Source organism: Lewinella sp. LCG006 (genome assembly GCF_040784935.1).
Classification (GTDB): domain Bacteria; phylum Bacteroidota; class Bacteroidia; order Chitinophagales; family Saprospiraceae; genus Lewinella.
On record NZ_CP160680.1, the window covers coordinates 6,266,756 to 6,293,174 of the forward strand.

The 26,419-nt window shown below is 42.8% G+C and carries 22 protein-coding genes; 8 read left to right on the top strand and 14 right to left on the bottom strand.

Features of this window, described 5'->3' with window-relative positions:
- Positions 1–45 precede the first annotated feature (45 nt).
- The 4 genes from AB0L18_RS22755 (at position 46) to AB0L18_RS22770 (ending at position 7,754) form a co-directional block, all read left to right on the top strand.
- Positions 46–507 (top strand): hypothetical protein, encoded by a 462-nt coding sequence (locus AB0L18_RS22755; RefSeq protein ID WP_367389624.1) that lies wholly within the window; start codon positions 46–48, stop codon positions 505–507.
- A gap of 200 nt (positions 508–707) precedes the next feature.
- Positions 708–1,949 (top strand): hypothetical protein, encoded by a 1,242-nt coding sequence (locus AB0L18_RS22760; RefSeq protein WP_367389625.1) that lies wholly within the window; start codon positions 708–710, stop codon positions 1,947–1,949.
- 1,136 nt (positions 1,950–3,085) lie between these two features.
- Positions 3,086–4,489 (top strand): hypothetical protein, encoded by a 1,404-nt coding sequence (locus AB0L18_RS22765; protein WP_367389626.1) that lies wholly within the window; start codon positions 3,086–3,088, stop codon positions 4,487–4,489.
- A 1,711-nt stretch (positions 4,490–6,200) separates the two neighbouring features.
- Positions 6,201–7,754 (top strand): reverse transcriptase domain-containing protein, encoded by a 1,554-nt coding sequence (locus tag AB0L18_RS22770; RefSeq protein ID WP_367389627.1) that lies wholly within the window; start codon positions 6,201–6,203, stop codon positions 7,752–7,754.
- A gap of 287 nt (positions 7,755–8,041) precedes the next feature.
- Here the strand turns inward: AB0L18_RS22770 and AB0L18_RS22775 are convergent, their stop codons facing one another.
- The 4 genes from AB0L18_RS22775 to AB0L18_RS22790 all read right to left on the bottom strand — a co-directional run bounded on the left by AB0L18_RS22775 (position 8,042) and on the right by AB0L18_RS22790 (position 12,687).
- Positions 8,042–9,514: an IS66 family transposase gene (locus AB0L18_RS22775; RefSeq protein ID WP_367389628.1), complete on the bottom strand. Its 1,473-nt coding sequence runs from the start codon at positions 9,512–9,514 to the stop codon at positions 8,042–8,044.
- A gap of 31 nt (positions 9,515–9,545) precedes the next feature.
- Positions 9,546–9,893, bottom strand: a complete 348-nt coding sequence (gene tnpB / locus AB0L18_RS22780; RefSeq protein WP_367388129.1) for an IS66 family insertion sequence element accessory protein TnpB — start codon at positions 9,891–9,893, stop codon at positions 9,546–9,548.
- Positions 9,886–10,182 carry a hypothetical protein gene (locus AB0L18_RS22785; RefSeq protein WP_367388130.1) on the bottom strand — a complete coding sequence of 99 codons (297 nt, stop codon included), beginning with the start codon at positions 10,180–10,182 and terminating at the stop codon, positions 9,886–9,888. The genes tnpB and AB0L18_RS22785 overlap by 8 nt, the downstream gene beginning before the upstream one ends.
- 474 nt (positions 10,183–10,656) lie before the next feature.
- On the bottom strand, positions 10,657–12,687 hold the full coding sequence (locus tag AB0L18_RS22790; RefSeq protein ID WP_367389629.1) for an adenylate/guanylate cyclase domain-containing protein: 2,031 nt from the start codon (positions 12,685–12,687) through the stop codon (positions 10,657–10,659).
- 263 nt (positions 12,688–12,950) lie between these two features.
- Here AB0L18_RS22790 and moeB point away from each other — a divergent pair, with 263 nt between their 5' ends.
- Entirely contained in the window at positions 12,951–14,069 is a 1,119-nt protein-coding gene (gene moeB / locus AB0L18_RS22795; protein ID WP_367389630.1) for a molybdopterin-synthase adenylyltransferase MoeB, read from the top strand.
- Here moeB and AB0L18_RS22800 read toward each other — a convergent pair.
- Positions 14,040–14,258: a hypothetical protein gene (locus AB0L18_RS22800; RefSeq protein WP_367389631.1), complete on the bottom strand. Its 219-nt coding sequence runs from the start codon at positions 14,256–14,258 to the stop codon at positions 14,040–14,042. The genes moeB and AB0L18_RS22800 overlap by 30 nt on opposite strands.
- 158 nt (positions 14,259–14,416) lie before the next feature.
- Positions 14,417–15,592, bottom strand: a complete 1,176-nt coding sequence (locus AB0L18_RS22805) for a hypothetical protein (protein WP_367389632.1) — start codon at positions 15,590–15,592, stop codon at positions 14,417–14,419.
- Positions 15,593–15,730: 138 nt separating this feature from the next.
- Here AB0L18_RS22805 and AB0L18_RS22810 point away from each other — a divergent pair, with 138 nt between their 5' ends.
- Positions 15,731–16,081, top strand: a complete 351-nt coding sequence (locus AB0L18_RS22810) for a 4Fe-4S dicluster domain-containing protein (RefSeq protein WP_367389633.1) — start codon at positions 15,731–15,733, stop codon at positions 16,079–16,081.
- Positions 16,082–16,250: 169 nt separating this feature from the next.
- On the opposite strand, the gene AB0L18_RS22815 is transcribed toward AB0L18_RS22810, so the two are convergent.
- The 5 genes from AB0L18_RS22815 to AB0L18_RS22835 form a co-directional block, all read right to left on the bottom strand.
- Positions 16,251–16,508, bottom strand: coding sequence for a hypothetical protein (locus tag AB0L18_RS22815; RefSeq protein ID WP_367389634.1), 258 nt, complete (start codon positions 16,506–16,508; stop codon positions 16,251–16,253).
- Positions 16,509–16,526: 18 nt separating this feature from the next.
- Entirely contained in the window at positions 16,527–17,675 is a 1,149-nt protein-coding gene (locus AB0L18_RS22820) for an aminotransferase class V-fold PLP-dependent enzyme (protein ID WP_367389635.1), read from the bottom strand.
- A 240-nt stretch (positions 17,676–17,915) separates the two neighbouring features.
- On the bottom strand, positions 17,916–19,283 hold the full coding sequence (locus AB0L18_RS22825; RefSeq protein WP_367389636.1) for a hypothetical protein: 1,368 nt from the start codon (positions 19,281–19,283) through the stop codon (positions 17,916–17,918).
- Positions 19,273–19,860 (bottom strand): RNA polymerase sigma factor, encoded by a 588-nt coding sequence (locus tag AB0L18_RS22830; protein ID WP_367389637.1) that lies wholly within the window; start codon positions 19,858–19,860, stop codon positions 19,273–19,275. The genes AB0L18_RS22825 and AB0L18_RS22830 overlap by 11 nt, the downstream gene beginning before the upstream one ends.
- A 29-nt stretch (positions 19,861–19,889) precedes the next feature.
- Complete coding sequence (locus tag AB0L18_RS22835) at positions 19,890–20,936, bottom strand: hypothetical protein (RefSeq protein WP_367389638.1); 1,047 nt, start codon at positions 20,934–20,936, stop codon at positions 19,890–19,892.
- 230 nt (positions 20,937–21,166) lie between these two features.
- Here AB0L18_RS22835 and AB0L18_RS22840 point away from each other — a divergent pair, with 230 nt between their 5' ends.
- Together AB0L18_RS22840 and AB0L18_RS22845 are read left to right on the top strand one after the other, a co-directional pair.
- Complete coding sequence (locus tag AB0L18_RS22840; RefSeq protein ID WP_367389639.1) at positions 21,167–22,567, top strand: alpha/beta hydrolase-fold protein; 1,401 nt, start codon at positions 21,167–21,169, stop codon at positions 22,565–22,567.
- 130 nt (positions 22,568–22,697) lie between these two features.
- Entirely contained in the window at positions 22,698–22,952 is a 255-nt protein-coding gene (locus AB0L18_RS22845) for a DNA-binding protein (RefSeq protein WP_367389640.1), read from the top strand.
- Positions 22,953–23,043: 91 nt separating this feature from the next.
- On the opposite strand, the gene nusB is transcribed toward AB0L18_RS22845, so the two are convergent.
- The 3 genes from nusB to AB0L18_RS22860 all read right to left on the bottom strand — a co-directional run bounded on the left by nusB (position 23,044) and on the right by AB0L18_RS22860 (position 26,253).
- Positions 23,044–23,988: a transcription antitermination factor NusB gene (gene nusB, locus AB0L18_RS22850; protein ID WP_367389641.1), complete on the bottom strand. Its 945-nt coding sequence runs from the start codon at positions 23,986–23,988 to the stop codon at positions 23,044–23,046.
- Positions 23,989–24,076: 88 nt separating this feature from the next.
- Positions 24,077–25,687: a hypothetical protein gene (locus AB0L18_RS22855; protein ID WP_367389642.1), complete on the bottom strand. Its 1,611-nt coding sequence runs from the start codon at positions 25,685–25,687 to the stop codon at positions 24,077–24,079.
- An 11-nt stretch (positions 25,688–25,698) separates the two neighbouring features.
- Positions 25,699–26,253 (bottom strand): DUF1599 domain-containing protein, encoded by a 555-nt coding sequence (locus AB0L18_RS22860; RefSeq protein WP_367389643.1) that lies wholly within the window; start codon positions 26,251–26,253, stop codon positions 25,699–25,701.
- Positions 26,254–26,419: the final 166 nt, after the last annotated feature.

Sequence of the window (26,419 nt, forward strand, 5' to 3'; positions counted from 1 at the left end):
AATTATCTTTCATTTTCACATCATAAGGGACTTTCTGAAAAACAGTTGTATGAATTATATTCTTTAATAAAACACGAAAAGGTATTAGAGATAGGTACAAGAGGTTCAATAATATTTCTTTTGAGTACAGTGAAGAACAAATTTGCTTATGAAATATTCACTGATCAAAAGCTTTTAAAAGAAGATATAATTCGAAGTCGAGCTAGGTTCTACTTTGCTAAAATGGATTTTGAATACTCTAAAGCTGGCCTGATTTATTTGTTAGAAAGTGCTGATGATAGAGGACAAGAATTTAGTAGCATTCTCGCTAATCTTAATTTGTTTCTAAATAATATTTTAGTATTCTTAAATGATGAAGAGATAGTCAATTTGTTTGATGCTTGGCCAAAGAAACTGACTAAGCTGCCTGAATTATCTTTTATTCTTAATTCCGTGGGAATAGATCGTTCTAGAATCCAAAACACTTATTTCTATAGACTTTACAAAGATCAATTAGATAAAATATAATCCTGTGCCTAACTTTGCTACTACGTCCAGCCCTTCGCTTCGCTGCGGTCCGGCGCAGTAGCCAGAGTTCTACTCAATTGAAATAGAGATCATAAAGTTGTTCAAGATGAATTGTTCTAAATAGTCTAAAATTCTTCTAAGTTTAAGTAAAAGATAAAATTGTTGTATTTTTATTTAGAAGTAAATAAATATGAGCAAGAATGAATATGAAAGAAGAGATACTTAATCTAATAAGAAAGGGAGATTTAGAAAAAGCTATCAATATGATGGTTGATTATTCGACTACTGCTAATTTTGGAAATATCACGTATGAGATATATCTACTTCAAAGCCGATACAGCAGAAACGAAATACAATACTTAAAAGAAACAACGAGTAAAGAAGATTATGATAGCAGCCTGAATAGGATAACGATTGGACTAATAGAGATCGTTGACAAAATGTTTGTGTCAACAAGTGAATTTATAACCAACGAAGCCGCACTACCTTATACACTATACTACTCGACTGATAGAAGAAATGTCTCTTCTTTTCAAGTTATCTTTGATAAGGAGTCAAGAAAAGTTGTGATTGATAACACAAGATCAAAATCAGAATATAAGGGTAAATACTACCTGTATTCTAACCATACTTGCATTACAGTTGAGAATAATACTAATTATTTCATTAATGTTATTTTTTATTCAGGAACGTTTTTTCCTAATGATGATCATGAAATTTCACTAGGTATAGTGAATTTGATTGGTATTGATGGCGTAGCATGTTCTTCTTCGGCAGTGCTGAGAAAAGGAACTCCGAAAGAAAATGAAAATAGAGACACAGTATTAATTGAACATTTCATTCTTCACAGACCTGTTCTTGGTATACACAACAGCTTGAAGGGCGTTTTCAATGAGAGAGAGCTGAGAAATAGAATTGACTCTGAAAATGTAATCGGTACGTTTGCTGGAATATATAAAGCGATTATAGTCAGCAATCGTCGAAAAGCCTTGATTCCATTTGCATTAGAGATTACTAAGACTGGTATATTGATTTCGCATCGTGAGCCAAATGAATTGAGCAATTTAGAAGGAATTGTACATGTTATTGATAAGAATACAATTACTATCAACGTATATCTCAACCATAGAGATGAGAAAGTTTTTGCTGAGTTTCGTGTTTATCTGAATACCTCAAAAGGTACATACAGAAAGTATAAATTTTATAGTGGTACTTATTCAAGTATTAGTTATCGAGGTAAGGAACCACGAGCGGGAAGATGTTTGATGATAAAGCTAAAAAGTAAATATATTGATGAAATCTCTACTACTCCCATTGAAATTGGATCTCAAGAGTTTAATGAGATGACAGCGAAATACCCTAAACTTATAGATTATTTGAGTGGAAAGTATGATGATTACATAGAAGATTTTCAGAGCGCAGTGAATACTCAAACTGAGTAGAACTTTGCTACTACGGTGCGACACGAAGTCGCTATAAATACTGTTAAACCACTGAATATGAGTTCATAAAGATGAACTTAGATGTGCTTTAACCGCTGGTACTACCCAGCGTTTCCTATGTCGGCATGGGCTACTGGTAACGGTGGTTTGTGAAGCCCGACAGACAAATCGAGCCTTTCAAAAAAGACTGCTGCGAAGTGGTCTTCAAAGCTGTTAATCCCCTACGGGGAAGGCGGTGGAATAAGATGATAGGCACAAGGTAGCTGAACTGTTTCAAGCCTCGTTATCCCGATTAAAAATCGGGAAAATGGCGCAAGGGATTGTAGACGATTGCTGTTGTAGGGCAACGTCAATCGCCATAGCCAAAAGCGGCAAAGGGTAGGAATAGCGGTCTCGTGTATACCGCTACGTAGTCCTTGTGATGGTGAGGGTATGAAAAACCTGAACGATTACTGAAAATTCCCTCGGGGTAAAGACAGGTGCTAAGTCATCGTAGGGCATTGTGGTTCGCTACGCGGCTTGTATTTATGGCGGAACGTGGTAAGCCCGTATTTTTCCCTGCGCAAGCAAGGGTAGGAAGGAAGTAATTCCTGACGATGGAGGTGCGGGTAAAGGATGCTGGAAAAAGCGAATGCCTTGTTGTAATGATGAGGATAGAGGTTGCGACATTAGGTCAACATTACCTCCAGCGAAAGCTGTGCCCACTTCCTATGCAGGTGTTCTATTACGAGAAAGAGACAGCAACTGTTTAAATGGAGAAAGCAAGGGATGCGTGAGAAGAGGTCAGCGATTCCTTTTTGGCAGCGCAATGCACTCCAAGCAGGCTCAAATTGAGGAGAGTAATTCTGCTGAGAATTTCATCCTAATTCTGGTGGCAGTCCTAGTCTTGAGTGTCGTAAAATCAAATAATAACAAAGCAATTTGTTATGTTTGGTGCGGTGACAAAGCCGTTAAGAATGCTTGAGCCGTATGCCGTGAACTCAGCGAAGCGGTCTCACGACCGAAGGAAGTAAAGTGGCACGTACGGTTCTTAGGGGGGAAAGGGCAGTGATGCCCTGACCTACCCGACACAATGCCTCCTACGTCGGCACTGCGTGGTAGCCGGAGTTGTGGGAAATTTAATAAATTGAAGTAGTATGAAGCCTTCGAACATAAGTAAGGTGGGACCGATCTGGAAAATAGATGGTGGTGATATTTTTCTTTCTCCCTTTAAGACGATTCCGTTGTTAGAAGGCTATGCGCCCGAAAAGACGCTTAAACCTGATACACCACTTTTGATGCAGGTTAAGGAACGAGCAGATGAGTGGTTTCAAAAGTTCCCTGATTGCTGCGATACCCATGAGAAATTCAAAGTATTACCAAATTTCTCAAAGGAAGACTACGCTTTTATTCCAGATCAAATAGTAGAGAATTTAAAATACTTCGGGTATTGTTTGGAATATTTCATTGGTAAGGATGAATGGCTTGACAACGTTACTCAATATCTAGATTATTTGTCAAAGAGCTTTGGCTCACCTGTAGTTGGAGGTTATTTGTTTGAGATTGCAGTCAAGGTATTAATCGAAAACATAAATTTAGACAACGGTGATTTGTCAGACGATGATCGAATAAGCTTGTTAGAATATTTTGAGCCTCCGAAACCTGATGAATTCTTTCAAGAAAGAGACATGACGGTACTTTATGAGACATTTCAGAAATGGTTGAAGGCAATTCCAAATGTTGGTTCCTTTAAAATGTACAAGGAACAGCTAACTGGTAAGATTCCCATGAATCTGTTTGGATATGAAATGAAGTTTAATAAGTATTTACAGCAGCCCTTCATGAAGATGCGAACTAAGAAGGAGTTGCTTGACCTTTTGCTGAAATTGACTGAGAGCCACCTTAAGGACCTTTCAAGACTCATCCAAGAAAAGAGGATTGTTGTTATTAAAGACAAAAATGATCTAGTTGAGGCAGCAGAAAATCGACTACAACTTGAGCATTCAAAATTGTTTAAGTCTGAGCATTCAGATGAAGAAATTGAATACTTAGAGCTCATTAGTAAATGGTTTGATGCTATTATTAGGTATTACGAAACTGTTAGTAGCTATTTAACCGAGGATTCGGTGGCAATAAGTTCACAACTTGATCGAATAGAGGATAATACCACTGATACTTTGTCAAATACAGATATCATAAGGTTTGAAATGGCCTCTTTGGCAAGATCAAATTCTTTGAGAGAATGGGCGGATAGTACTCTAGGAAGAGATTTTTTTGATAAGCTTGACTCTGAAATAAGTGATGGTAGAATTGAGGAGGAGCGGTTAAAGGAACTATTCAATTATTTGCAAAAATATTTTCTTGATGTTAAGAATGACAGCCTTGAGGTAAAGAAATTAAATGAGCAAATAGCGAGAAGTGATGTCTCAGTAAAGCACAAGCTTAAGCTGAGCATACCAATATTCTTGTTCACGAAATATGAAGCTGAAGTTGAACTAAGTAAAAAAGAGCAAATACCTCTTACAATTGCAGGTATTATGAAGCTACTTATTAAAGAATAGATAGATTACTTCCCACAACTTAGCTAGTGCGGTGCGACACGAAGTCGCTATAAATACTGTTAAACCACTGAATATGAGTTCATAAAGATGAACTTAGATGTGCTTTAACCGCTGGTACTACCCAGCGTTTCCTATGTCGGCATGGGCTACTGGTAACGGTGGTTTGTGAAGCCCGGCAGACAAATCGAGCCTTTCAAAAAGACTGCTGCGAAGTGGTCTTCAAAGCTGTTAATCCCCTACGGCGAAGGCGGTGGAATAAGATGATAGGCACAAGGTATCTGAACTGTTTCAAGCCTCGTTATCCCGATTAAAAATCGGGAAAATGGCGCAAGGGATTGTAGACGATTGCTGTTGTATGGCAAAGTCAATCGCCATAGCCAAAAGCGGCAAAGGGTAGGGATAGCGGTCTCGTGTATACCGCTACGTAGTCCTTGTGATGGTGAGGGTGTGAAAAACCTGAACGATTACTGAAAATTCCCTCGGGGTAAAGACAGGTGCTAAGTCATCGTAGGGCAGTGTGGTTCGCTACGCGGCTTGTATTTATGGCGGAACGTGGTAAGCCCGTATTTTTCTCCTGTTTTTTGTATTAATCAGGAGTAGGAAGGAAGTAATTCCTGACGATGAAGGTGCGTAAGGGATGCTGGAAAAAGCGAATGGTGCGTTGTAATGATGCACATAGGAGTTGCGGTGAGCAGAGGAACAAGCCGAAGCCGACCAAGATTACTCCCAGCGAAAGCTGTGCCCACTTCCTGTGCAGGTGTTCTATTACGAGAAAGAGACAGCAACTGTTTAAATGGAGAAAGCAAGGGATGCGTGAGAAGAGGTCAGCGATTCCTTTTTGGCAGCGCAATGCACTCCAAGCAGGTTCAAATTAGGATAAATAATTCTGCTGAGAACTTCATCCTAATTCTGGTGGTAGTCCTAGTCTTTAGTGTCGTAAAATCAAACATTAGCAAAGTCATTTGCTATATTTGGTGCGGTAACAAAGCCGTTAAGAATGCTTGAGCCGTATGCCGTGAACTCAGCGAAGCGGTCTCACGACCGAAGGAAGTAAAGTGGCTCGTACGGTTCTTAGGGGGGAAGGGGCAGTGATGCCCTGACCTACCCGACTCCAGCCCTTCGCTGTGCTGCGGTCCATCGCAGTAGCCGGAATTGGCTGACATAAAGGCAGTATCATTGAATTTGATTAACCAAAAGTGTCAGTTTTTATTTAAGCTCTGACTAAGTGGCGGTGCAAATGACATGTTGTATAATATGGCACGTATTTTGATATTTACTATATACTACTAAAAATGTTTAGTAGATTGAAGATTTGAATTTAAAAGTAATCTCGTCATCGCCGATAAGGCTGCGACGACTACTTTGCCAGTAATAGTAATATCACATATAGTTATTATAACTAGCACGCTTATAAATATAACAATTATAAGATTGTTATGGTTGTCAGTTGATTTCATATCTTTCTCTTTATTGAGGCTCCTAACCTTGTTTTATTTAAACGAGATTTAATGCCATTGAAGTGATTCAGTGTATGGTCGTTAGTAGTATTTTAATACTGCGAAGATTGAGGCCTAAGAAGTTGCGAAGTAAGGTTAATTTACTTATCGTACGTGGTGGAGATAGAGTTCTTTTAGGTGAAAGTCCTAGATGGAATGGAGAATATTCAGTGAATAATCCATGGCTAAAGCTCCCAATTAAAAACCCCTAAAATATGTTTAATGATGATTTTATAAAGGAAGAGTGGATAGAGTATAAAAAGAAAATAATTAGTAATGGATACAGCCCAAAATTACATTATCATTTAGATGGATATTTTTCTTTTGAAAAGAGGCATCAGGAGATAGAAAAAATAGTCACAGACAAATCTAATAAGGAAAGTAAAGAGTTCTCTTATCTTCCTCTTGTAAAAACTTTGTCGAAAACACCGAGATACAAATATCAAGATGGTGCTTATCACCTAGAAAAAAAAATTAGACCTATATTTCTCACAGCTCATCGTGATAAGTATATATACGGATTCTATTCTCATCTTCTTAATAGGCTTTATCAAGCTAAGATAAAAGGAACTAAAATATTTAACGTACCAATTGCTTATAGAAGTGATTTAAGTGGTAAATGCAATATCCAGTTTTCTAAAGAAGTATTTGATTTTGTGAGGAGTCAAAAACAATGTTCAGTAGTATTAACTGATATTTCTAGTTTTTTTGATAATATTGATCATAAGATACTAAAGAGAAACTGGGAAAGGGTATTGGGTTTGGAATCTTTGCCAATAGATCACTATAAAGTCTTTAAAGCTCTTACTCAATACAAGTATCTAAACCTTAGCAGCTTTTATAAAAAATTTTCTATAAATATAAAAAAAGAGAAACCTAAGTTAGGGTCATTGCTAAATTTCATAAAGGAGGATATGAAATTTAATGAGAAAATGAAAATATTGAATGATTTTGATTTAATAGTGAAAAATAAGCAATTACAGAAAGAATGTAATAAGGGAATTCCTCAAGGTTTGTCTATCAGTGCTACACTTTCGAATATTTATATGTGGGATTTTGATGAAATAATTCAAAATTACGTTAGTCAAAAAGGGGGGTTTTATAGAAGATATTGTGATGATGTAATAATAGTCTTACCAAACGATAATTTTGATGAAATACTAACTTTACTTCATGAGGAAATAGCTAAAAAAAGGGGAATGATCATGAAATCATCAAAAACTGAACTAGCTCAGTTTTCTAAAGTTTCAAATAAAAGCAGGTTTGAATGCAAAACTTATGACTGCCCTGATTTAGAAAAAGAAAGCTATCAATATATCGAAAATGGTAACAAAAAAATTCAATATCTAGGTTTTACATTTAACGGTAGAGATGTGCTGATTAGAGAAAGTAGTATATCTCGGTATTACAGGAAGATGAGTAGAAGAGTTAGAAAAACTATTAGAATGGCGTATAGTGGTAGATCTAAATATTCTTCAGATATTATTTTCCGCAAACAGATTTTAGAACGGTACACACATTACGGTAGTCGTAATTTTTTAAAGTATGTTTATGATGCAAGCTCAAAATCTTACTTAAATAGTAAAGGAGAAGAGAAGTTTGGTCATGATTCTATTAAAATGAAGAAGCAAGTCAGTAGGCATATGGAAATATTAGATAAACTAGTACAGGATAAAAATTTAGAAAGATATCTACACAAAAAAAAGAAAGGTAAAAAGGTAAGATTAAAAAAGTGGAAAAATCTTACGTCAGCCAATCGAGTAGGGTAATGAGCAGCGATTTGCTGCTCATTATCCCTCTCACACCATCCCGACTTAAAAGTCGGGATACGGGCCTTCCCGCAGAAAGTGCGGGACAGGCTGAACTAAGCGGTTCGTCAGACAGCGTTAGCCGCTCTTTACACCGACTAGGCCTTGCTCTTTTCTCTAATTCGCAATTATGGATGTACAGAACTTAGCATAGCGATCTCACGCTGGCCCCAGGCCGCGTAAATCGGTCACCTAATCATCCATCCCCATGAATCAAGTACTTCGAGCGGTCGTAAGCGTCCGAGCAACTACAGGTCTCTGTTTCTATTTTCCTCCCACTGTGCAGGCAGTAGCTCCTCCAGTCGGTTGATAGGGTGAGCACCAATACGGCCAAGCACATCCGTGAGCCATTCCCATGGGTTGGCCTTTGCGTATTTGCAGCTGGCGAAGAAGCTGTACATCATGGCAGCGCGTTGCGCGCCTTCGTGCGAACCCGCGAAGAGGTAATTTTTACGCCCCAAAGCAAGTGGACGGATAGAGTTTTCGATCAGGTTGTTATCGATTTCGATGCGGCCGTCTTCAAGGTAGTGGGCCAAGCGAGGAAGCTGATTTGTAGCATAGTACAGTGCCTTACCTATGGCGCCCTTGCTTAGGTTGTTTTTCTGTTCGGTGATGACCCATTGTAAAAGTTCCTCATAAATGGCTTTGGCCTTGGCTTGTCTTAAGGTTTTACGCTCAGCAGCGGACATCTTCGCTTCCCGGGCATGCCGTTCAATGGCGTAGAGTTGCTGTATTTTCGTCAATGCATGCTCCGCCATAGCTGGATGGTTGTCCTTAGCTTCAAAAAACTTACGGCGGATATGAGCCAGACAGCTGATGAGTTCCACTTGGCGGCCACGGGCGAACTTATCATAGGCTGCGTAGCCATCTGACTGCAGATAGCCCTTAAAATCAGCTAGTGTTTCGGTCAAGCCATTGGCTCCTCGGCCCTTTCGATACACGAAAAGAACGTTTCCGGAAAGCGGATTGTGGAATACCCATTGATAACCCAAATGAGTATTCCCTGCCTTATTGCTGTCGAGTACTTTCATAGTAGACTCGTCACCTTGCAGGTAGTCCGTATGGAGCACATTTTTACGCAAGGTCTCATAAAGGGGTTCGAGCAAGGTACAACAGGCCGCGAACCAATCATTGATGGTTGATTTGTGGATCGCCCAGCCGTGATCACGCTTAAATATTTCGATCTGCCGGTAGAAAGGCAGATGATCGATGTATTTGGCAACGAACAGATACGCTAGTAATCCAGCTTCTGCAATGCCTTTGGGGATCGGGCGTTCAGGGAGTTCGCCGATAAGGATGCTAGCAGCGTCTGGCGTTTCTTCGGTACGCGCGTACTTCTTGCGGATATAGCGACGCTTGAGTAATACACCGGGGCGATAATCCAGTGTTTCCGTTACCTCTTCTCCTATTTCCACCATGCCAGTGGTATCTTCTTCTGGCTCAATGATGATTTCTTCAACAGGAAGATTTTCGGGCAGTTGGGTGCGACCAGGGTGCGCTTTTTTCTTGCGCTCGTAACTGATCTTTTCCTTGTCGACTTCCCCTTCGCCAGTGGCTTGATCAAGCTCCCAAAGGTCAAGTTGCTCGGGGGCAACACTGGGTACAAAACGTTCTTTGGAAGCACCGAAAATCAACCGCTTTAGTTGATCCAGCTCGTGCTGAAGCTTAGCATTTTGCTGCTTCAACTCATCGTATTCCGCCTTAGAAACAGTGGCTTCCATATGGATCAAAAATACAAAATCACCCCCGTTTTCAAGCAGCTTTTTGGTACCTTTTTCGCCGTTTTACGGATTTAATTTCGATCCCTTCCAAGAGCAATTGAATATCGCTCCAAGACATTTCCAGCGTGTTGTTCTCGGCAGCTGGCAGCTCGAAAGTCCCCTGCTCCAACACCTTGTACCAGACTACAAAACCATTGCGATCCCATACCAATAACTTGATACGATCGCGACGCTTGTTCAGAAAAATGAAGACGTCGCCGCTGAGTAACTCGTGCTGGATGTGGTTACGGACTAGTCCGCTCAGACCATTAAATCCTTTGCGCATATCCGTACTGCCTCGATACAAGAAATAGCGCTGGAAGCCCGAGAAGCTAAACATGAGCACGATCGATTTCCACCACCAACTCGGCGATTTCCCGAATCGATAGTCCCGTGATTTCTAATTCCAATCCGCTGGGCAGGCACAGTCTCCTTTTTGATACCTCCCCCACTGGCGTGAGTTCACAAAAACCGGAGGGCTCCACAGTATCGGGCCTGTTATATTTTTTCTTCCAGGAATAGAAAGTCGGTACCTTTAGGTCATTGTCGGCGCAGAAGGCAGCTACCGTTTGGCTGCTGCTTGCCTGCTGTCCCAGAAATTGATCAATCGCTTCGCGTGGATGTCGCATAGGTCCTTACTTTGGTTGGAGCAAAGATCAGGGACTGGGAGCAGGGCGGCAATATGGGGTTGGTCGGACGCTTACGAGCGGTCTGACGTTCAGGCCTTCAGGCTACCCTCTCTGTGCAGGCGATACTCACAACACGGTTTTCAGGTTTGGCTCCCTACTATGCTTCCGCAGGCGCGGGACTGACTTCTCCACTACATCGGTCAATGGTCATCGCCTGCCCATCCGCTGTGCGGTTCACTCACTTAAATGCCCCCCAGGCATTTCCCTTTCAGGATCGTTCGTTCATCTGGGTAAGCACATCCTTGACGGCTTCACCAACTCGCCGCCGGTGGACTTGCACCACCAAGATTTATCGCTATCATTATAGCTATGGATGTGGATTCCAGGCACACACTTTGCGAGTACGTCCATACATCGCTTCGTTACGTACGGAGCACTAGCCGGAGTTATAACCAATTGTAATTACTCCCAAAATCACTTTTTCTCCACAAAGTACATTTCCAACAGCCCTTTCCCCTTTGCCTCAATCTTACCTCTAGATTCAAACGTATACTCCTTGCTACCTTTAACGATACCGTAGGTAGATTCTGAAACATTTATTTTACCCACTTCACCAGAACTTTCCATTCGGCTTGCAGTGTTAACAGTGTCACCCCAAATATCATACTGGAACTTCTTAATACCAACAATACCAGCAACAACAGGACCTGTATGAACACCTATTCGAATTTCAAAATAAGGCGCACCTTTCTGTTTTTTATCTTCAGCATACTCAAGCATAAATGTTTGAATTTCGAGAGCAGCGTTGACAACATCCAGTGCATGCGTTTCATTTGGTATCGGAATTCCTCCAGCTGCCATATATGCATCACCTATGGTCTTAATCTTTTCTATTTGATACTTTTCCATGATATGATCAAAGGCTGAGAAACAAGTATTGATCTCTTCAACAAGCTCTTCCGCTGATAATTGTTCTGATAAAGTAGTAAATCCTTTGAAATCTGTAAAAAGCACCGTAGCACTGTCAATATTTTTAGCATCTGCAGAACCTTTTTCTTTGAGTTCTTCTGCTACTTCTTTCGGTAAGATATTCAATAATAGACTGTCTGACTTTTCCTTTTCACTGTCTAAGGCCGCGTAGGCTTGGTCTACTTTCCTTTTTTGCTTTTCAATTATAGCCTTCTGTTTTTTCGTGACGCGCAAACGGTTAAACACAAAAACCGCGAAGACCAACAACATTAGCAAGCCAAGAGCACCTGACCAAATAATGATGTTTTTGCGCTCTGCATCTTTTCTTGCTACTTGATCTTTTCGCTTTTGCTCTGCTTCCGCTAAGGCCGCTTTATTTTCATATTCGTATTTGAATTGCTGTCGGATTGCAGCTTTTTGATTTTCCTCGCTATTGATCTGTTCATTCAGCTGGGTGTTGCGTTGGAGCATTTCAAAGGCTTTTTCATAATTGCCCAGTTTTTGATGGACTTTATACAGCACACTGGAGGCTTGCTCGGAGACTTTTACCACATCATTTTCGTAGGATAAACCTAAGGCCTTGTTGCCAAGCTCAAGCGCTTTTGCATAGTTTCCCTGCTCAAAGTATATTTCACTAAGGTAGGCTGCTGTTTCCGCTAACATCTTACCGTCATTTATGCTCTCCTGAATTAGAAATCCTTTGATGTAATATTCTTCTGCTTCCTGTAGTTTATTTTTCGAATGATAGATGGAACCAAGATTGACATAAGCTAATGCGATGTAACGATCATTTTTTATTTGATCACTGATGTTAAGGCTCTTCAAGGTATACCTATTGGCGAGCTCTAATGAATCAATTTCATTGTATAAAGCACCTATGTTCAGATAAGCAACTGCTATTGCAATACTATCCTTGTCTGCAAGTTTTAATGACAAGCTACGCTTATAGTATTTTAATGCCGTGTTGAAATTTCCTTGGTGACGGTGAATTATGGCAATATTGTTCAAGGCACCTGCCTTTCCTTTTGTATTACCTTGTATTTCATGAATTCTAAGCGCATTCGTGTAATACTCGATGGCTTTAGCATGCAATCCCTGCTCATGATAAATGGAACCAATGTTATTTAGCACACGTGCGGCAGCCGTTTCGTCTCCAAGTGTTTGTTTGATACGAAGCGATTCATTGAGGTAATTGAGCGCGATAGTGTTCTTTCCTAACGAATTGTAGATCAACCCAAGATTGCCAGTCGCAAAGCCCTTCGACTTAGCGTAAAAGTCCCTGTAATTCGCTGCTAAATTCTTTTCGAGGTGAATGCTCGCAATTGAATCAATCTTCAGGTTTAAGTTTAAGTCTAATTCAGGGTCGTATCTATAAATGATATTGTCCCACTTTTTAAGTGCGTTGATCCTTAACGTATCATTTTTTGCGCTTTTGACGACGAGCCTTAACGAGTCAATTATTGCAGTCTCATCCGTAGATTCCTGACCAACCGCAGAAAAGGATAAAAGAGTTGATAACAAAAGTAGAAACCTCATTAACTGCAATAATTTTAAGGTAAAAATAGGTAAAAAAGGATGTCATGGTTATAACATTGGCTAAAAACCATACGGGTTTGCGCTTCGTGGGATTATTTAAAAGTGAAAAACATTCTTAACTTCGAGAAACAAAATTGGGTAAATAAGCCGTACGGTTCCTAGCCTGAGCCGTTCGGCGAAAGCTACTCCCTCTACCTTCTCTACCTTAAGTGGCAATTGCATCGCCACGTATCTCTTTACGACTCTTGTTAAAAACAACCATCGTGAATTTATCTCCTGAAGAAAAAAACCGCTACGCCCGGCATTTGATCCTTCCTGGTTTTGGAATGGAAGCCCAGCTCAAACTGAAGGCTGCCCGAGTGCTCGTCATTGGTGCCGGCGGCTTGGGTAGCCCGCTTTTGCAATACCTGGCTGCCGCCGGTGTGGGTACCATTGGCATTATCGACCCCGATAGGGTGAGCAGCAGCAACCTCCAACGACAGGTTTTGTACGGAGAAAAAGATTTGGGCAAACTAAAGGTTGAAGCTGCTAAAGAGCGGCTCCTGGATTTGAACCCTCATCTTTCGATCAACACCTATCCGCAAGTTTTTGACAAAAACAATGCGATGGAAATATTATCTGAGTACGAGATAATTGCGGATGGGACAGATAATTTCCCTACCAGGTACTTGGTCAATGATGCCTGTGTACTCGCAGGAAAGCCCTACGTGTATGGTTCAATCTTCCGCTTTGAAGGTCAGGTGAGTGTCTTTAACCTGGCAATGCCGGATGGCAGTAGAAGTCCTAATTACCGCGACCTCTACCCCACTCCACCACCACCAGATCAGGTACCCAATTGTGCAGAAGGCGGTGTATTGGGAGTATTGCCTGGTATGATTGGGGCGATGCAAGCCAATGAAGTTATCAAAATCATTACCGAAACGGGCACTTCGCTAGCGGGCAAAATGGTACTTTTTGATGCTGCCCATTTTAGTCAGCACACCTTACGTTACAAGGCCAATCCCGCTACGAAGATTGAAGCACTTATTGACTACGAAGTATTTTGCGGCTTGCCTGCACAAGAACAATTACCCAGCATTGATGCGGGGACACTGAAAGCGATGCTGCAACGTAAGGAAGACTTCCTTCTTTTGGATGTAAGAGAGCAAAGTGAATACGACTTGGATCATCTCGACGGAAAGCTCATGCCGCTGGTAGAGTTGCCCGAAAAATGGCAAGAGCTGCCAAAACAAACCTTGGTAGTTGTGCACTGCCAAAGCGGTGCTCGCAGCGCCAGAGCTGTAGCATTTTTACAAGAGAAGGGTTATTCTCAGGTCTATAATCTGGAAGGAGGGATAAATGCTTATCGCAATTTAACAAGCGCAATACCACCACTTACTTAGCTCCTCTTCTGTTTCCAGGAGGTATTCATTGATTTTTTTCAAGCCTTCAAGCCGAACGCTACCATCGGTAAGAATAGCTTCTTTGAGCTTGCGATTCAATCGTACAGAATGTGCCAGAGCGAGTTCGGTAAGTTTGTCGACCAAGTCCATATTGGGCTCGTCTTTGCGGGGGATTTCCAGTTTAATCATTTCCTTTTTTGGGTTGGCTGTTGTCGCCTGAGCGTTCTTGGGGGAGCTAAGGTTAAAACATTATTAATCAATATACTATTGGTTGCATAACATGCGTAGTTGTAACGCTATGAGGTGCGATTAGTTGTATAAAAATCAATAATTTTTTCTCCTATTTTTTAATCTCGCGAAGGTCTGCTGATGGCACTTAAACGGACGGCTAGATTAAGGATTCCTCGAACTTGTTCCTGAGGCGCTTGATGCCATAATTGATTGGGAGGATGGAGCAGATCATCCAGCAAAAGTGCGTTGTTTAATTGGTAGTAAGTTACCCAATCTTCTCTAGTGGCAGCAGCAAACTGAGCAAAGGCTGCCTCATACCGCCCACAAGGTAGCGGAGCGGTACTAAAATCACAAAATTCTGGCACCTCCTCCCCTCTTGCCATAATATTGATCCAGGCAAATACATTGACGTAGCTTTCTTTGTAGTAATACCTGAACTCTCGCCAAAAATCCTTGGAAATGGGCAAATCAGCTGCTGCTACGTAGGCATTTAGCAAAGCTAGCGAACCTCCTACAGGCGTCAGTCTACAGCGATTGGTAGCCGTAAATCCGGCACAAGGCAGCTTGGTGTCCTCAAATTGAAGCTCCCGGCGAATGTATTCACTCCAATCTTCTCCGGCAACATCGAGGTAATTCGTACCGTAGGCGGTGTCGTATAACTTCAAGGCGTAGAGCGCAGCAGCGTTATCAGCTGGCCGCAAGGCCATGTCCTCAGGTCGGGAAGCAAGGTGCTTATATTGTGATCGGGAAATACCCATTACCAGATAAACCGACAGTTCTTCCCACTGCGTATGGTACTTTTCATCTTTGGTATAAAGCTGGTAATGACCCAGAATGATGGCTGCTTGTGTAAGGAAAAACAATTGCTGCTCCCATCTTTTTTTGTTTTTCCAGATAGGAAAATGATCGCGGTCACTGATATAGGCAGCCATCCAGGCCATGTGTTTAGCAATACGCGGATCGGGTTCATCCATCAAATCAGCCATCTGATGTAGCGCAATTGATGACTGACCCATCATAAAGATCGTTGTCTCCTGAAGATCATCCTGCCGATAGACATACTCCTTCAGATCTTCCTTATCCAAACCGTACAGGAGTTGTTTGTAGAATCCTTCACGCTGCCAACCGGTAATTTCTACCAACCATAATCCTAGCAAAAACAAGGCAATCAAGGTTCCCACCCCTACCAGTGCCAAAGCTACTCTTGGAAGTCTTTTCCGCAACAGATAAGCAATAAACCAGAAGAGTCCGGCTCCAAACAAAAGGATAATCAAGAAGGCAATAAATGGCATATTCTAAATTAACTGAACATTCGGCAAGATAGGGCTTTGGCAAATGCTGAGCAAACATTAAATTTGCGGGCGAAAACAATGCAGGGATTTACAGTGTTAACCCCATGTATTCCTGTTGAAAAAAAATTAGAAGGCGCTATGGCGATAATGATAACCGACGAATGTATTAATTGTGGCGCTTGTGAGCCTGAATGCCCCAACAACGCTATTTACGAAGGCGGTATGGACTGGGCTGTTGAGGACGGTACGTCCATCACTGGTGCTTATACCCTTTCGGGTAATCGTACGGTCGATGCCAGCAAGCGTTTGGAGCCGGTTTCTGACGAGTTTTACTACATTGTTCCTGATAAATGTACGGAATGTGTTGGATTTCACGAAGAACCCCAATGTGCCGCAGTTTGCCCGGTAGATTGTTGTGTTCCTGATCCCGAAAGAGAAGAAACGGAAGAGCAGTTGCTCGCTCGTAAGGCTGCATTGCACCTGGAGTAAACTCCTTCTGCTTTAAGAGCATGTTTGGAGCTTGCTTGCACTGAAAACCAAGTATTTAGCAACCTGGCGTCACTCAAAATCACTTACTTGACCCGCCAAGCGCGTGATTTTGAGTTTAGCCAGAACGCCAAATCATTGATTTTCAAAAGTAATCCGCTCCAAACATGCTCTAAAAACGACGTTTCAGCCAACGATCTGGCTTAATTTTCTGTGAATATTTCGTCATCTCATCCAGACGTAGTTTGCAGGATTCACACTGCAATAGATGTTCTCTGGTGCGCTTTAGCTCCTTTTCGCCCATGCGGTTCGATAAGAAATTATCTAAATCGTCATCATCAAGATGCTTAAGGGTTCCTTTGATTTGTCGCCACATGAACCAAATGACAGACAAGGCAAACACTACAACGATTAAAGCTTCTGTACTCATTTTCTTTTTTATTACTTCTTAGACTTGCCGTAATACTTCCATCAGGCGTTCCCAATCTTCTGCATTATTGTAAACATTTGGTGCAATACGAATTGTTTGACCACGGACGCTCACCAAAATCTTATGGGCTGACAACCGAGCTTGCACCGTTTCCATGTCTACCCTTTGGGGTAATCCCAAGCCCACCAAATGATGCCCGCGCTGTTCTTCCGGTAAGATGTTGAAACCCATCGCTACCAGCTCCTCCAAATAGGGACGGTTCAAATTGGCACAATACGCTTGGATACGGTCAGGCTCCCAGGCATTAATCTGCTGAAGCGCTGTTTCCAACATGGGTAAGAGTACAAAATTACTTTGTTCACCCATGCAATAGCGGCCTGCTAATGGGAGGTAATCAGGTTGGTAGTTGATCAGATTACGAAAATCATCGCTTCCTTTGCGGTTGATCCAGTTTTCTTCAATCGGCTGTCCTCCATCCAGCGCAGGGCCATAATAAGCCACGCCAGTAGAATACGGCCCCATCAACCACTTATAAGCTGCACAAATAAGGGCATCAGGTTGAATTTTTTGTACATCAAACGGTAAGGCCCCAACGGATTGTGTTCCGTCGATAATGAGCCAAGCCCCAACTTCTCTGGTTTTTTGCCGGATGGCTTCCAGGTCAAAGCGAACGCCTCCTACCCAATGCACGTGGGAAAGCGCTACCGCAGCGGTATCAGGACCAATAGCCGCCAGGAGTGCTTCGTTCCAACGCAGGCCCTTATCCGGACCTTCACCTACTCCTACACTGCTTAGTTTTCCGCCTTTGGCCTGGGCCAATTGCTGCCAGGAATAATAATTGCTGGGAAACTGCTCAGCAGCCACCACTATTTCCTGACCTTCTTTGAAAGGCAGGTTTTTTGCTACGGTTGCTATGCCATAAGAGACCGAAGGAATGACAGCAATACGGTCAGGTTCCTTGGCATTGATGGTGTTGGCAAATGCTTTTTTCACATTGCGCACCAGGCTAAAGAAACCTTCTGGCGCAATCCGATTGGGTGCGTTTTTAAGGCTGATAGCGTGTCGTCCTGCAGCCTCAACACTCTTGAGCTGAGGGGACATGTAGGCACAGTTTAGAAAAGTAACAGACTCATCCAACTGAAACAGTGATCGCTGGCATTTTAGCATTGGCTGGGTATTTTAGCAAATATAGGTTGCCCAGCGACAGCACAGAAATAAATCGATCCGGTTTTAATTAGTCAATTATTAGACTTGTTCTGCTGGGTCAGTTTGGTGGGAAAATTGATGCATTATCGACCACGCGAAGCCTTTTTTGAGGAGCCTAGCCATAGCTAAGCGACTTAAAAAAGGCACAGTGTGGGAAGATAAGGCGCGATTTGCCCCCGAAATGATCCCAGCAGAACAAGTCTAATAGCGCAAATAACACCTTACCCCAAATTGCACTGCCGAGAGGCCACCAAAAGGCGCTTCCTTGCTTGGCCATCCCGTGAGATGGCGCTGATATTGAAGTGTAGCTTCCCAATGCTGTGCAAAGCGATAACGCAAGCTGCTGTTCATACTCAATTGCCATCTTTTAGCCTCAATCGGATAGGGATCACTAAAGGAATTGGTAGTCGGATCCAACTCATAGACCGACAAAACAGAATCGTACAAATCAACCCGTAAATCACTGATATCTAGTGAAGGCTCAGCCACTACCGCCGACGCATTTTCTAAAACAGCAGTAGCATTGCTAATATAACTCCCCTGCACCGCCAGCCCTAGAGTAATTCTTGGCGACAGTTGATAAAGACTTCCGAGGTAAAGATTCCAACGGCTGGTTTGTATGTTCTGAAAAGCCAATGACCGCTCTACCGCGTAGCCACTCCCCAATGCTCCTGAAAATTCTTCTGCTAAGGCCCTATCTGCATTGTTTCCGATCAAAAGAGAACGCTGATTAAACTGGTATTGCACTCCAAGCTCTGCAAGCCACTTCTTTGTAATATCACGCTGAAGCCCTATCCCGCCAGCGACGCTGTGGTAATCCGTGGTCGCTAAGGAAAAACCTCCTTGGCCTTCCAGATAGTAATGCCAGGGGCTAATGGGTTGTACTTTGGAAGGCTGAATAGGCAACAGGAAGTCGGATCCCGAGCTCTCGGGAGGAAGTCGGAAGTCGGAAATAGCCGGTAACTGTTGGGTCACCCAAGTAGCGGATTCCGAAGGTGTTGTCGTAGGAACCAATGCAAGCGCTGGCGTTTCAAACGAAACCTCCTCCTCCGTATAAACACCTTTTACAGGGGCTATCGCATGACTACTTTCTTCTTCGAGAAGAGGACCATTTACCATGATAGGATCTGTTTCCGCAGCGGTGTTGCTATGATGATCCGCATTGTTGGCAATCGATAAAGCAACCGCGGGCGCATCCACCTGATCAGTATTCAAGGCTGCTACAAATGGATTGATGCTTACTTCCTCCGTAGGCTTATCCTCTGAAAAAGAAGATTCCTCCGTAGGCGTAACATCCTCATATTGCTTGCTTTGAGCAGTGTTATTGGATGTTGTAGAGGCGACAACGGCCTCCTCTTTTTCAACGATAGGCACTGAGGGCTTGCCCGTGTCTTTACTAAAGAGATAAATGTTTAGAAAAAGAATAGCAAGGCCGGCAAGGCCAGCCCACCACCAAATGACCGCACGACGCTTCTTTTGTGGCATCGCTTGATCCAACTGCTTTTCCATCTGTAGCCAGGCATTATCAATCAATGCCGGATCTAACTTTCGGTTATTATTATCCTGCATACTGGCTACTATGATTTGATGCTTGATTCATTAATATTTTCAACTTTTGCCGAGCATTGGACAAATGCCATTTGGAAGTGCCATCGCTAATTCCAAGTCGCTCTCCAATTTCTACATGCGTATAACCCTCAACTGCATAAAGCCAAAACACTTCTCGAGTAGCTTTAGGCAATTTATCAATTAGGCCCACCATATCTTCAAAATACAACTGATGCAATGCAGAGGTAGAAGTAGGCGCATCCCAATCTTCAACGGGTAAAAAGCGTACTTTTTTATCACTTTTCCGGTAGTAATCAGCGATACTATGAAACACCAACCGACGAATCCACCCCTCCAATGATCCTGCGAAGTTGAAGGTGTGCAATTTGGTAAAGACCCGCAAAAATCCTGAGTTCAAGATTTCCACAGCTTCTTCTTCCGTATTGGCATAACGCTGACACATCCGATACATGGTCGGAAAAAACTTGCGGTATAACAGCTCTTGAGAACGGCGATCGTTGTTGACGCAGCCCTCTACTAATACCCGCTCATCATGTTGGTCGTTGTGTGTTGCCAATGAACCGATGATAAATGACATCTCCAATAAATCTCAAAGATGTTGATGGATTAAAACAGCAACCCCAGCGAAAATAAAAATCGCTGATAGGTAACATTACGGTATTCTATATTCCCATTAAATGGGCGTTCTTGTACATAATAAGCATCCTGAAGACGGTAGCCCAAACCAATCGTAAAGTTGGACTTTTCATTAGCCCCCAGACGTAATCCTACTTCAGGATGGATCATCCAACCACCTTCGGCAGTCGTTACACCCTGGCTTTTGTTAGTAAGGGCAAAACCATAACCAGCATTCAGCCCAAGGTAAGGTGCCACGATACTTTTACTCAAGTAACCGCGGTAATGCCCGAAGACACTGAGAATCGACTCTCCGTCCTCCAAATCATAGGCATCATAACTCATTCCTAAACCCACTCCTACCATTCGCTTGAACTGGTAGCCCATGATATGTTGGATGTTAAAGCCAATAGCCGATTGCGTAATCGTTCTTTCTTCGAAACCTGGCGTGAAAAAAAACTGCTCTGCTCGTTCTCTTTTGCCAAAGGAAAAAGCAAAACTCGTCGTATTAAACCAACCTTCTTCCCTGAAATCATACGTGGGCTTACGGCGCTCAAATGCTGGTTTGTCGGTATCAGGTTTTTCCGGCAGGTATTCACTTCCACGCTTTGGACGTGGCATATTGTAGGTGATTTCTTTTACTTCCGTGTCCATCAAGACAGCTATCGTACCAGATTTTAGCTTAACCCTCATTTCTCCATCCGGTGAATAGGATTTGATATACCCTTCATAGACGGTACCATCATTTAACGTAACATTACTGACAACCTTTGTTTCTTCGGCTACAGGAAGGGTCGTTTGCCAGGTTTCATTTTCAGCGACAGGCAGCTGCTGAATCTGCTCAATGGCTTCCAACGGGTAGGTTTGTATGATCTCGTCTTCTGCTCTTTTGAAAACGATCTTGTTATCCTCCGTGTAATTAATAATCGTGCCTGGCACGACGACGCCACTTCGCAGGTGTAAAACGTCACCAGATTGCGCAGATAATACCAGCGTAAGCACAGAGAAAGCAACCAAACAGGTGATCTTATTTATCATTCCAAAAACAGTTTTATAATCAAGTCAACCTCTTCGCACAGCCAAGACAGAAGGCAAGTACAAAAGGGTTGGGTGAAAAAATAAATTTTACGGTATTAGTAATTTAGCTTCGCTGATCGTCGCAAGCTCCTCAAAGTTGACGGAATCAGTTATTTTTTTTCCGTCACTTACAGAATCAAGCTACCTTTACGGCGAAATAAATACGTACCCTACACAATATAAGGTTTCCTATGATCCTACGTCATTTTCGCTTGTTTCTTAACTTGCTGTTCCTTCTCCCTTTCAGTCTCTGGGGACAATTACTTATCGAAGTAAACAATCTTCCATCTACAACTCCTCCAGGAAGTGAAGTGTATATTGCCGGAAGTTTTAACAATTGGTCACCAGACAACAACAGCTACATCCTGGCAGAAACCAGCCCCGGCAACTACAGCATTGAGCTGGATATCGCTGCGGGTACCTACGAATTCAAGTTTACTCGTGGAAGCTGGCAGACGGTAGAAGGCACCAGCAGTGGCGGCTTTCGCCCCAACCGGCAAATCACTTACAATGGTGGCCAACAAACTGCTACCCTGATCATTGAGGGTTGGGAAGGGCTAAGTAATGGCGGAGGTACTGCAGCGCCTAACGTAGAGATTCTTTCCAACAACTTCTACATGCCGCAGCTCAACCGGAATCGCCGGATTTGGGCTTATTTGCCTCCCGATTATTACACTTCTAACCGAGACTACCCCGTCTTGTACATGCACGATGCACAAAACCTTTTTGACCAAAGCACCAGTTTCGGAGAAGAATGGGAAGTGGATGAAAGCCTCAATGAACTTTTCAGTCAGGGCGACCCCGGCATTATCGTGATTGGCATCGAAAACGGTGGTGGTGAACGCATCAATGAGCTGACGCCCTGGGCCAACCCTACCTACGGAGGAGGCGATGGCGCTGCTTATGTAGATTTTATTGTACAAACCCTGAAGCCCTATGTAGATGCTAACTATCGTACCAAGAGTGACCAGCCCAATACAGGTATTATGGGCTCTAGCTTGGGTGGTTTGATCTCCCTTTATGCCTGTATTCGCCATCAGGATGTTTTTGGGAAAGCAGGCGTTTTATCTCCTAGCTTATGGTTTACCAACGACATCTATGATTTCGTAAACACCACCGGAAAACAGGCAACGCTGAAAATTGCTTTAGTTGCCGGAGAGCAAGAATCCAGCACAATGGTGGCTCAATTACAAGCCATGTACGACACGCTCGTTAACGCTGGCTTTAGCAGTGAGGAATTAATGATTACCACTCACGCTGACGGTGAGCACAGCGAATGGTATTGGCGCCGTGAATTTCCTGGCACCTACCAGTGGTTGTTTCAAATTGTAAGTGTGCTCCAAGGCTCGCTGGAGTTAAATGGCATTAGCTACTGGCCTAATCCAGGAACCGATTATTTATTTATCGACGGCCTTCCAGATGCTGATTCCTGGCAAATGGCTATTTATAATACAGCGGGACAGCATGTTAGAGAAGCCTCCTTCAGTAATGCGCAAATTGATGTCAGTGCCCTCACTTCCGGAAACTACTTCATTGTCATTTGGAACAACAACGGAGAATGGAGCGTCATCAACTTTCATAAAAACAGGTAAATAGAAGCTATCGACAAATAAAATTCCGTATTTAACACTCAAGTATTTCTTTTTATACCGGCAAATTGTTATTTTTAAAACAATAATCACAATAAGAGACAGGTGACATGTCTTTTAAAACCTATTGCCGATGAATATTACATTTTCAGAACTCCGAAACATTAAGCACCAGATGCCAAGTGGTAGCGTAAGCCGTATTGCGGATGAATTAGGTATCAACGAGCAAACGGTAAGAAATTACTTTGGGGCCAACAAATTTGAAGAAGGGGCCCTTACCGGTCAACACCTTCAGCCAGGACCAGAAGGTGGTGTTGTAAATTTAGAAGACACATCGATTTTAGAAATGGCCCAGCGAATTATCCAAGAAAACAAGTTAGGCATGTAAACGATCATCCCACAAAGTAAGATTCCTCCCCTCTCCAACAACTTTTGTGGTCAGAAAAGGGAGGAATCTTCAACGGGAAAAAGCTTTCGCCTTACTCGCCCTTCAGGCCCCGTCCTTGCTTTTGTACCAGTCCTTGTTCCGTCAGTTGCTTCAGCAAGCGGTCCAATACGCCATTGACGAAGTCTTTACTTTTATCCGTACTGTAAAGCTTAGCCACCTCCACAAACTCATTGAGGGTAACTTTGGTAGGAATAGAGGGAAAATACAAGAACTCGGCAATGGCCATTTTTATGATAATCATATCCAAAATGGCAACCCTCTCAGCGTCCCAATTTTTGAGGTTGGGCTCAATAATGGCCAACAGCTCTTCGTCGGCCTCTACTACTTTTTCAAGTAGCTCCTGACCGAACTCCGTAATGGTCTCATCCTCTGGTTCATAAGCTTCGAGGAAGTCTTCTTCTACCGGTAGCGCTTTGATGGTTTTTTTCATCGCGCCTACCACCAGGCTCTTATCATCCTGCCACAATGGAAACTGATCCTCCATCATGGAAATGAAGGTTTCATTGTTGATCAAGAAACGATACAACTCTAAGAGAATCTCCCGATGGTTATCAGTATTGCTTTCCGACTGCTTGATATAAAGCTGGTATTCTTCCGTTTTCGAGAAGGCGATATAAAGCTTACGGATTAAATCTGCATCCAAGTGCTGGCCAAGACGATAACGTCCGTGCGCATTGGTGAGGGCAAAATTCTTTGCCAATGATTGTGTGGCTTCATTATTGGCAAGCTTTGCCGAGAATTCCTGATCCGCTTCGGTAGGTCGTAATTTCCCGTCTTTGCGAATTTTATCCTGTCTGGCATACTCTGCTACTCGCATGAAAGCCAACAAATTCAACAGATACAGCTTAAATGAATCATCCACCATCCGGCGATAATACTGAACGGCAGCCTTGACACTGGTTGTCGTCTCTTGTTCACGATTTTTCGCGTACAAGACCTGCATAACCTTAATCCGGACGTTTCTACGGCTTAACATGATTTCAAGTAACGTTTAATGAACGGGCAAAGTAGCTCCGCTAAAATTCCTGCAAAGGAAAGCATTCTCCGTTTATTATCACAAAGAATTAAGAACCACTAAGGAAATCCGTCTTAATACTTTCAAAAGAAGGAATGTTTTTATAGTGCCATTTCTTTAATACCACCCCTGCTTTCATCAATACTGGCCCTGGATTGGAACGAACGATCGTCTTCAGCAAAATGTCGTCCGCCATAAAGAATGGTATCTTGGTTCCCAGTGCTTTCTGAAAACTAGCAATCCGCTTAGGGTCTGAATAAGCCGTGACAGCGTATACCTTTACTCCACCAGCGGCGGCGGCTTCCATGACAGGCAGAAAATCATTGGTCCAACGTGCTACATAGTCGGGATCCCAATCGTAGACGGTGGTCACCACCTCTCTTTGTTCAACTTTCGTCAAACGCCGCTCTAACAAGGTGTCCAATGCTGTGATTACCGTATCAATGACAAAAATAGAGTCAGGAACAGTAGTGGTCTCCTGATGCTCCGTCCCGTAAAGTCGGTACGCAACAATCATCATGCTTGGCCCTGACTCCTGCAAAATGTCAGAGGTGACATCATTACCCCTGAGGTCACTCACCTCAAAGTCACTGATTTTTGTTCGCGCTACTTCAGGTTCTGATTTCACCTGATCGAGCTCCCATTCTTCAGCAGGGTACTTGGCATACTCTTGCATATAAACATCAAAGGGTAATTCCACTGTTTCACCCGTAGCCTTGTTGGTCATTTTGTAAGCCAGCACTTTCACATTGGCTTCTGCCTCTTCTTCCAAAGCTTTACGCTCAGCAATGTTAGCACCTTCCCGGAATGGGCGGAAGTCAACTTCAGGTATATCCGTTACATAATTGCTGAAGGAATAGAGTGCGAGTACCACAATGCTCCCCAATATCGCCATATTTTTGCTCAGGTATTCTACACCAACAATTGCGGCCAAAAATACCAGTATCCGCCAGCCAATCGTATAACCACTAAGATAGACGGTAAGAATAGAAATAGCTACTGCTAAACCAACGGCCAAGGCGCGCTGGCTCCCTTTGGTAAGTTCATGGAATGACTTCGTTGCGAAAAGAAAAATCAGGCCGGGGATCAGCAGAAATAAATCTTTGAGGAAAGACACCTTGGGTTCCAATTTGAGAAAATCCCCAAAACAACCACAGTCGGTCACCTTCATACTTGTAGGTTCGTAGCTTCCCCATTGTCCAAATTGGAAGAAATTCACACCATCCGGAACATAGCCTGTAAGGTAGGTGAACCCCGTCAGGAAGGTGAAGAAAATGACCAGCAGAAAAAAGGCCCAGGCCGTAAACTTCCGCATCACTCCGATCAATAAATTGATACCAAGGAAAATTTCAAAAACGATCATGAGAACGGAAAAAGCTACCGCATACTCAGCGAGTGCCGGAAACATAGGAGCCAGAAATGCTGCTTTAGTTCCTGCAAAAGTAGTTTCAAACTCGGCAAAATATTGCTCCATCTTGTAAGCCGTACCCAAGGGGTCTACTGCTTTAACCAAGCCGGAAAACACGAATAGGCCCCCCACGAAATTCTGGAGGAGGCTGATCAGGAAATTTTTGATCAACTTGCGATCCATTGCTTTTTGCCCTCCTGTGAGTACAAGCGCAAAAGCAGCTAGTCCGATAATGAGTGTAGTCAGATTCATATTAAAATGGATTATTGTGGATCAACAGACCCATCCTCTAATAGTATTAAAGCGAAAACAGCGTAATTGATGATATCGCGAAAATTGCCTTCCTGCCCTTCAGAGACGAGGGTCAAACCCTGGTTGTCTTCAATCTGCTTGATTCTAAGCAATTTAGCGAGCATCAAATCCGTGATAGACGTTAGCCGAAGCTCCCGCCATACCTCTCCGTAATCGTGGTTCTTTTTTTCGAGTAAGGCGCGGGTATTTCGAACCTCCGTATCATAAAGTGCAGCCACTTCTTCAGCACTCAGATCAAGTCCACTATCAGCAGGCAAGCGCAGCTGGATGATCGCCAGTATACTGTAATTGATCAGTCCTTTGTATTCTCCATCTATAGGATCACTTACCAATTGCACCCCTTTTTCTTCAATGCTGCGCAAGCGTTTAGCTTTGATAAAAAGCTGATCCGTCAAGGAACTAGGGCGAAAGATTCGCCAGGAGGAGCCATAGTCCTGGTGCTTGTTCAGGAAGATTTCCCGACAGCTGGACATGATTTGATCGAATTGCTGAAGTGTGCTTTCCACTTAGCGGTTTTTTAATTTGTTTTGCAAATGTAACAACTCCTTCTTCATTGGCTGCAAATGAATTGCAAAATATAGTTAACAAAATTCTTCTCTTAGTACTTTTGTGAGCGTATAAAAATAAGGTGATCCAATTTGGGCTTAGTAAAAAAAGATAAGCAACTGACTG

Excerpts from the sequence above, each read along its gene's own strand:
- AB0L18_RS22760 (WP_367389625.1), top strand. The coding sequence starts at position 708 with ATGAATATGAAAGAAGAGATACTTAATCTAATAAGAAAGGGAGATTTA.
- AB0L18_RS22765 (WP_367389626.1), top strand. The coding sequence starts at position 3,086 with ATGAAGCCTTCGAACATAAGTAAGGTGGGACCGATCTGGAAAATAGAT.
- AB0L18_RS22770 (WP_367389627.1), top strand. The coding sequence starts at position 6,201 with ATGTTTAATGATGATTTTATAAAGGAAGAGTGGATAGAGTATAAAAAG.
- AB0L18_RS22775 (WP_367389628.1), bottom strand. The coding sequence starts at position 9,514 with ATGGAAGCCACTGTTTCTAAGGCGGAATACGATGAGTTGAAGCAGCAA.
- tnpB (WP_367388129.1), bottom strand. The coding sequence starts at position 9,893 with ATGTTTAGCTTCTCGGGCTTCCAGCGCTATTTCTTGTATCGAGGCAGT.
- AB0L18_RS22785 (WP_367388130.1), bottom strand. The coding sequence starts at position 10,182 with ATGCGACATCCACGCGAAGCGATTGATCAATTTCTGGGACAGCAGGCA.
- AB0L18_RS22790 (WP_367389629.1), bottom strand. The coding sequence starts at position 12,687 with ATGAGGTTTCTACTTTTGTTATCAACTCTTTTATCCTTTTCTGCGGTT.
- AB0L18_RS22800 (WP_367389631.1), bottom strand. The coding sequence starts at position 14,258 with ATGATTAAACTGGAAATCCCCCGCAAAGACGAGCCCAATATGGACTTG.
- AB0L18_RS22805 (WP_367389632.1), bottom strand. The coding sequence starts at position 15,592 with ATGCCATTTATTGCCTTCTTGATTATCCTTTTGTTTGGAGCCGGACTC.
- AB0L18_RS22810 (WP_367389633.1), top strand. The coding sequence starts at position 15,731 with ATGGCGATAATGATAACCGACGAATGTATTAATTGTGGCGCTTGTGAG.
- AB0L18_RS22815 (WP_367389634.1), bottom strand. The coding sequence starts at position 16,508 with ATGAGTACAGAAGCTTTAATCGTTGTAGTGTTTGCCTTGTCTGTCATT.
- AB0L18_RS22820 (WP_367389635.1), bottom strand. The coding sequence starts at position 17,675 with ATGCTAAAATGCCAGCGATCACTGTTTCAGTTGGATGAGTCTGTTACT.
- AB0L18_RS22825 (WP_367389636.1), bottom strand. The coding sequence starts at position 19,283 with ATGCAGGATAATAATAACCGAAAGTTAGATCCGGCATTGATTGATAAT.
- AB0L18_RS22830 (WP_367389637.1), bottom strand. The coding sequence starts at position 19,860 with ATGTCATTTATCATCGGTTCATTGGCAACACACAACGACCAACATGAT.
- AB0L18_RS22835 (WP_367389638.1), bottom strand. The coding sequence starts at position 20,936 with ATGATAAATAAGATCACCTGTTTGGTTGCTTTCTCTGTGCTTACGCTG.
- AB0L18_RS22840 (WP_367389639.1), top strand. The coding sequence starts at position 21,167 with ATGATCCTACGTCATTTTCGCTTGTTTCTTAACTTGCTGTTCCTTCTC.
- AB0L18_RS22845 (WP_367389640.1), top strand. The coding sequence starts at position 22,698 with ATGAATATTACATTTTCAGAACTCCGAAACATTAAGCACCAGATGCCA.
- nusB (WP_367389641.1), bottom strand. The coding sequence starts at position 23,988 with ATGTTAAGCCGTAGAAACGTCCGGATTAAGGTTATGCAGGTCTTGTAC.
- AB0L18_RS22855 (WP_367389642.1), bottom strand. The coding sequence starts at position 25,687 with ATGAATCTGACTACACTCATTATCGGACTAGCTGCTTTTGCGCTTGTA.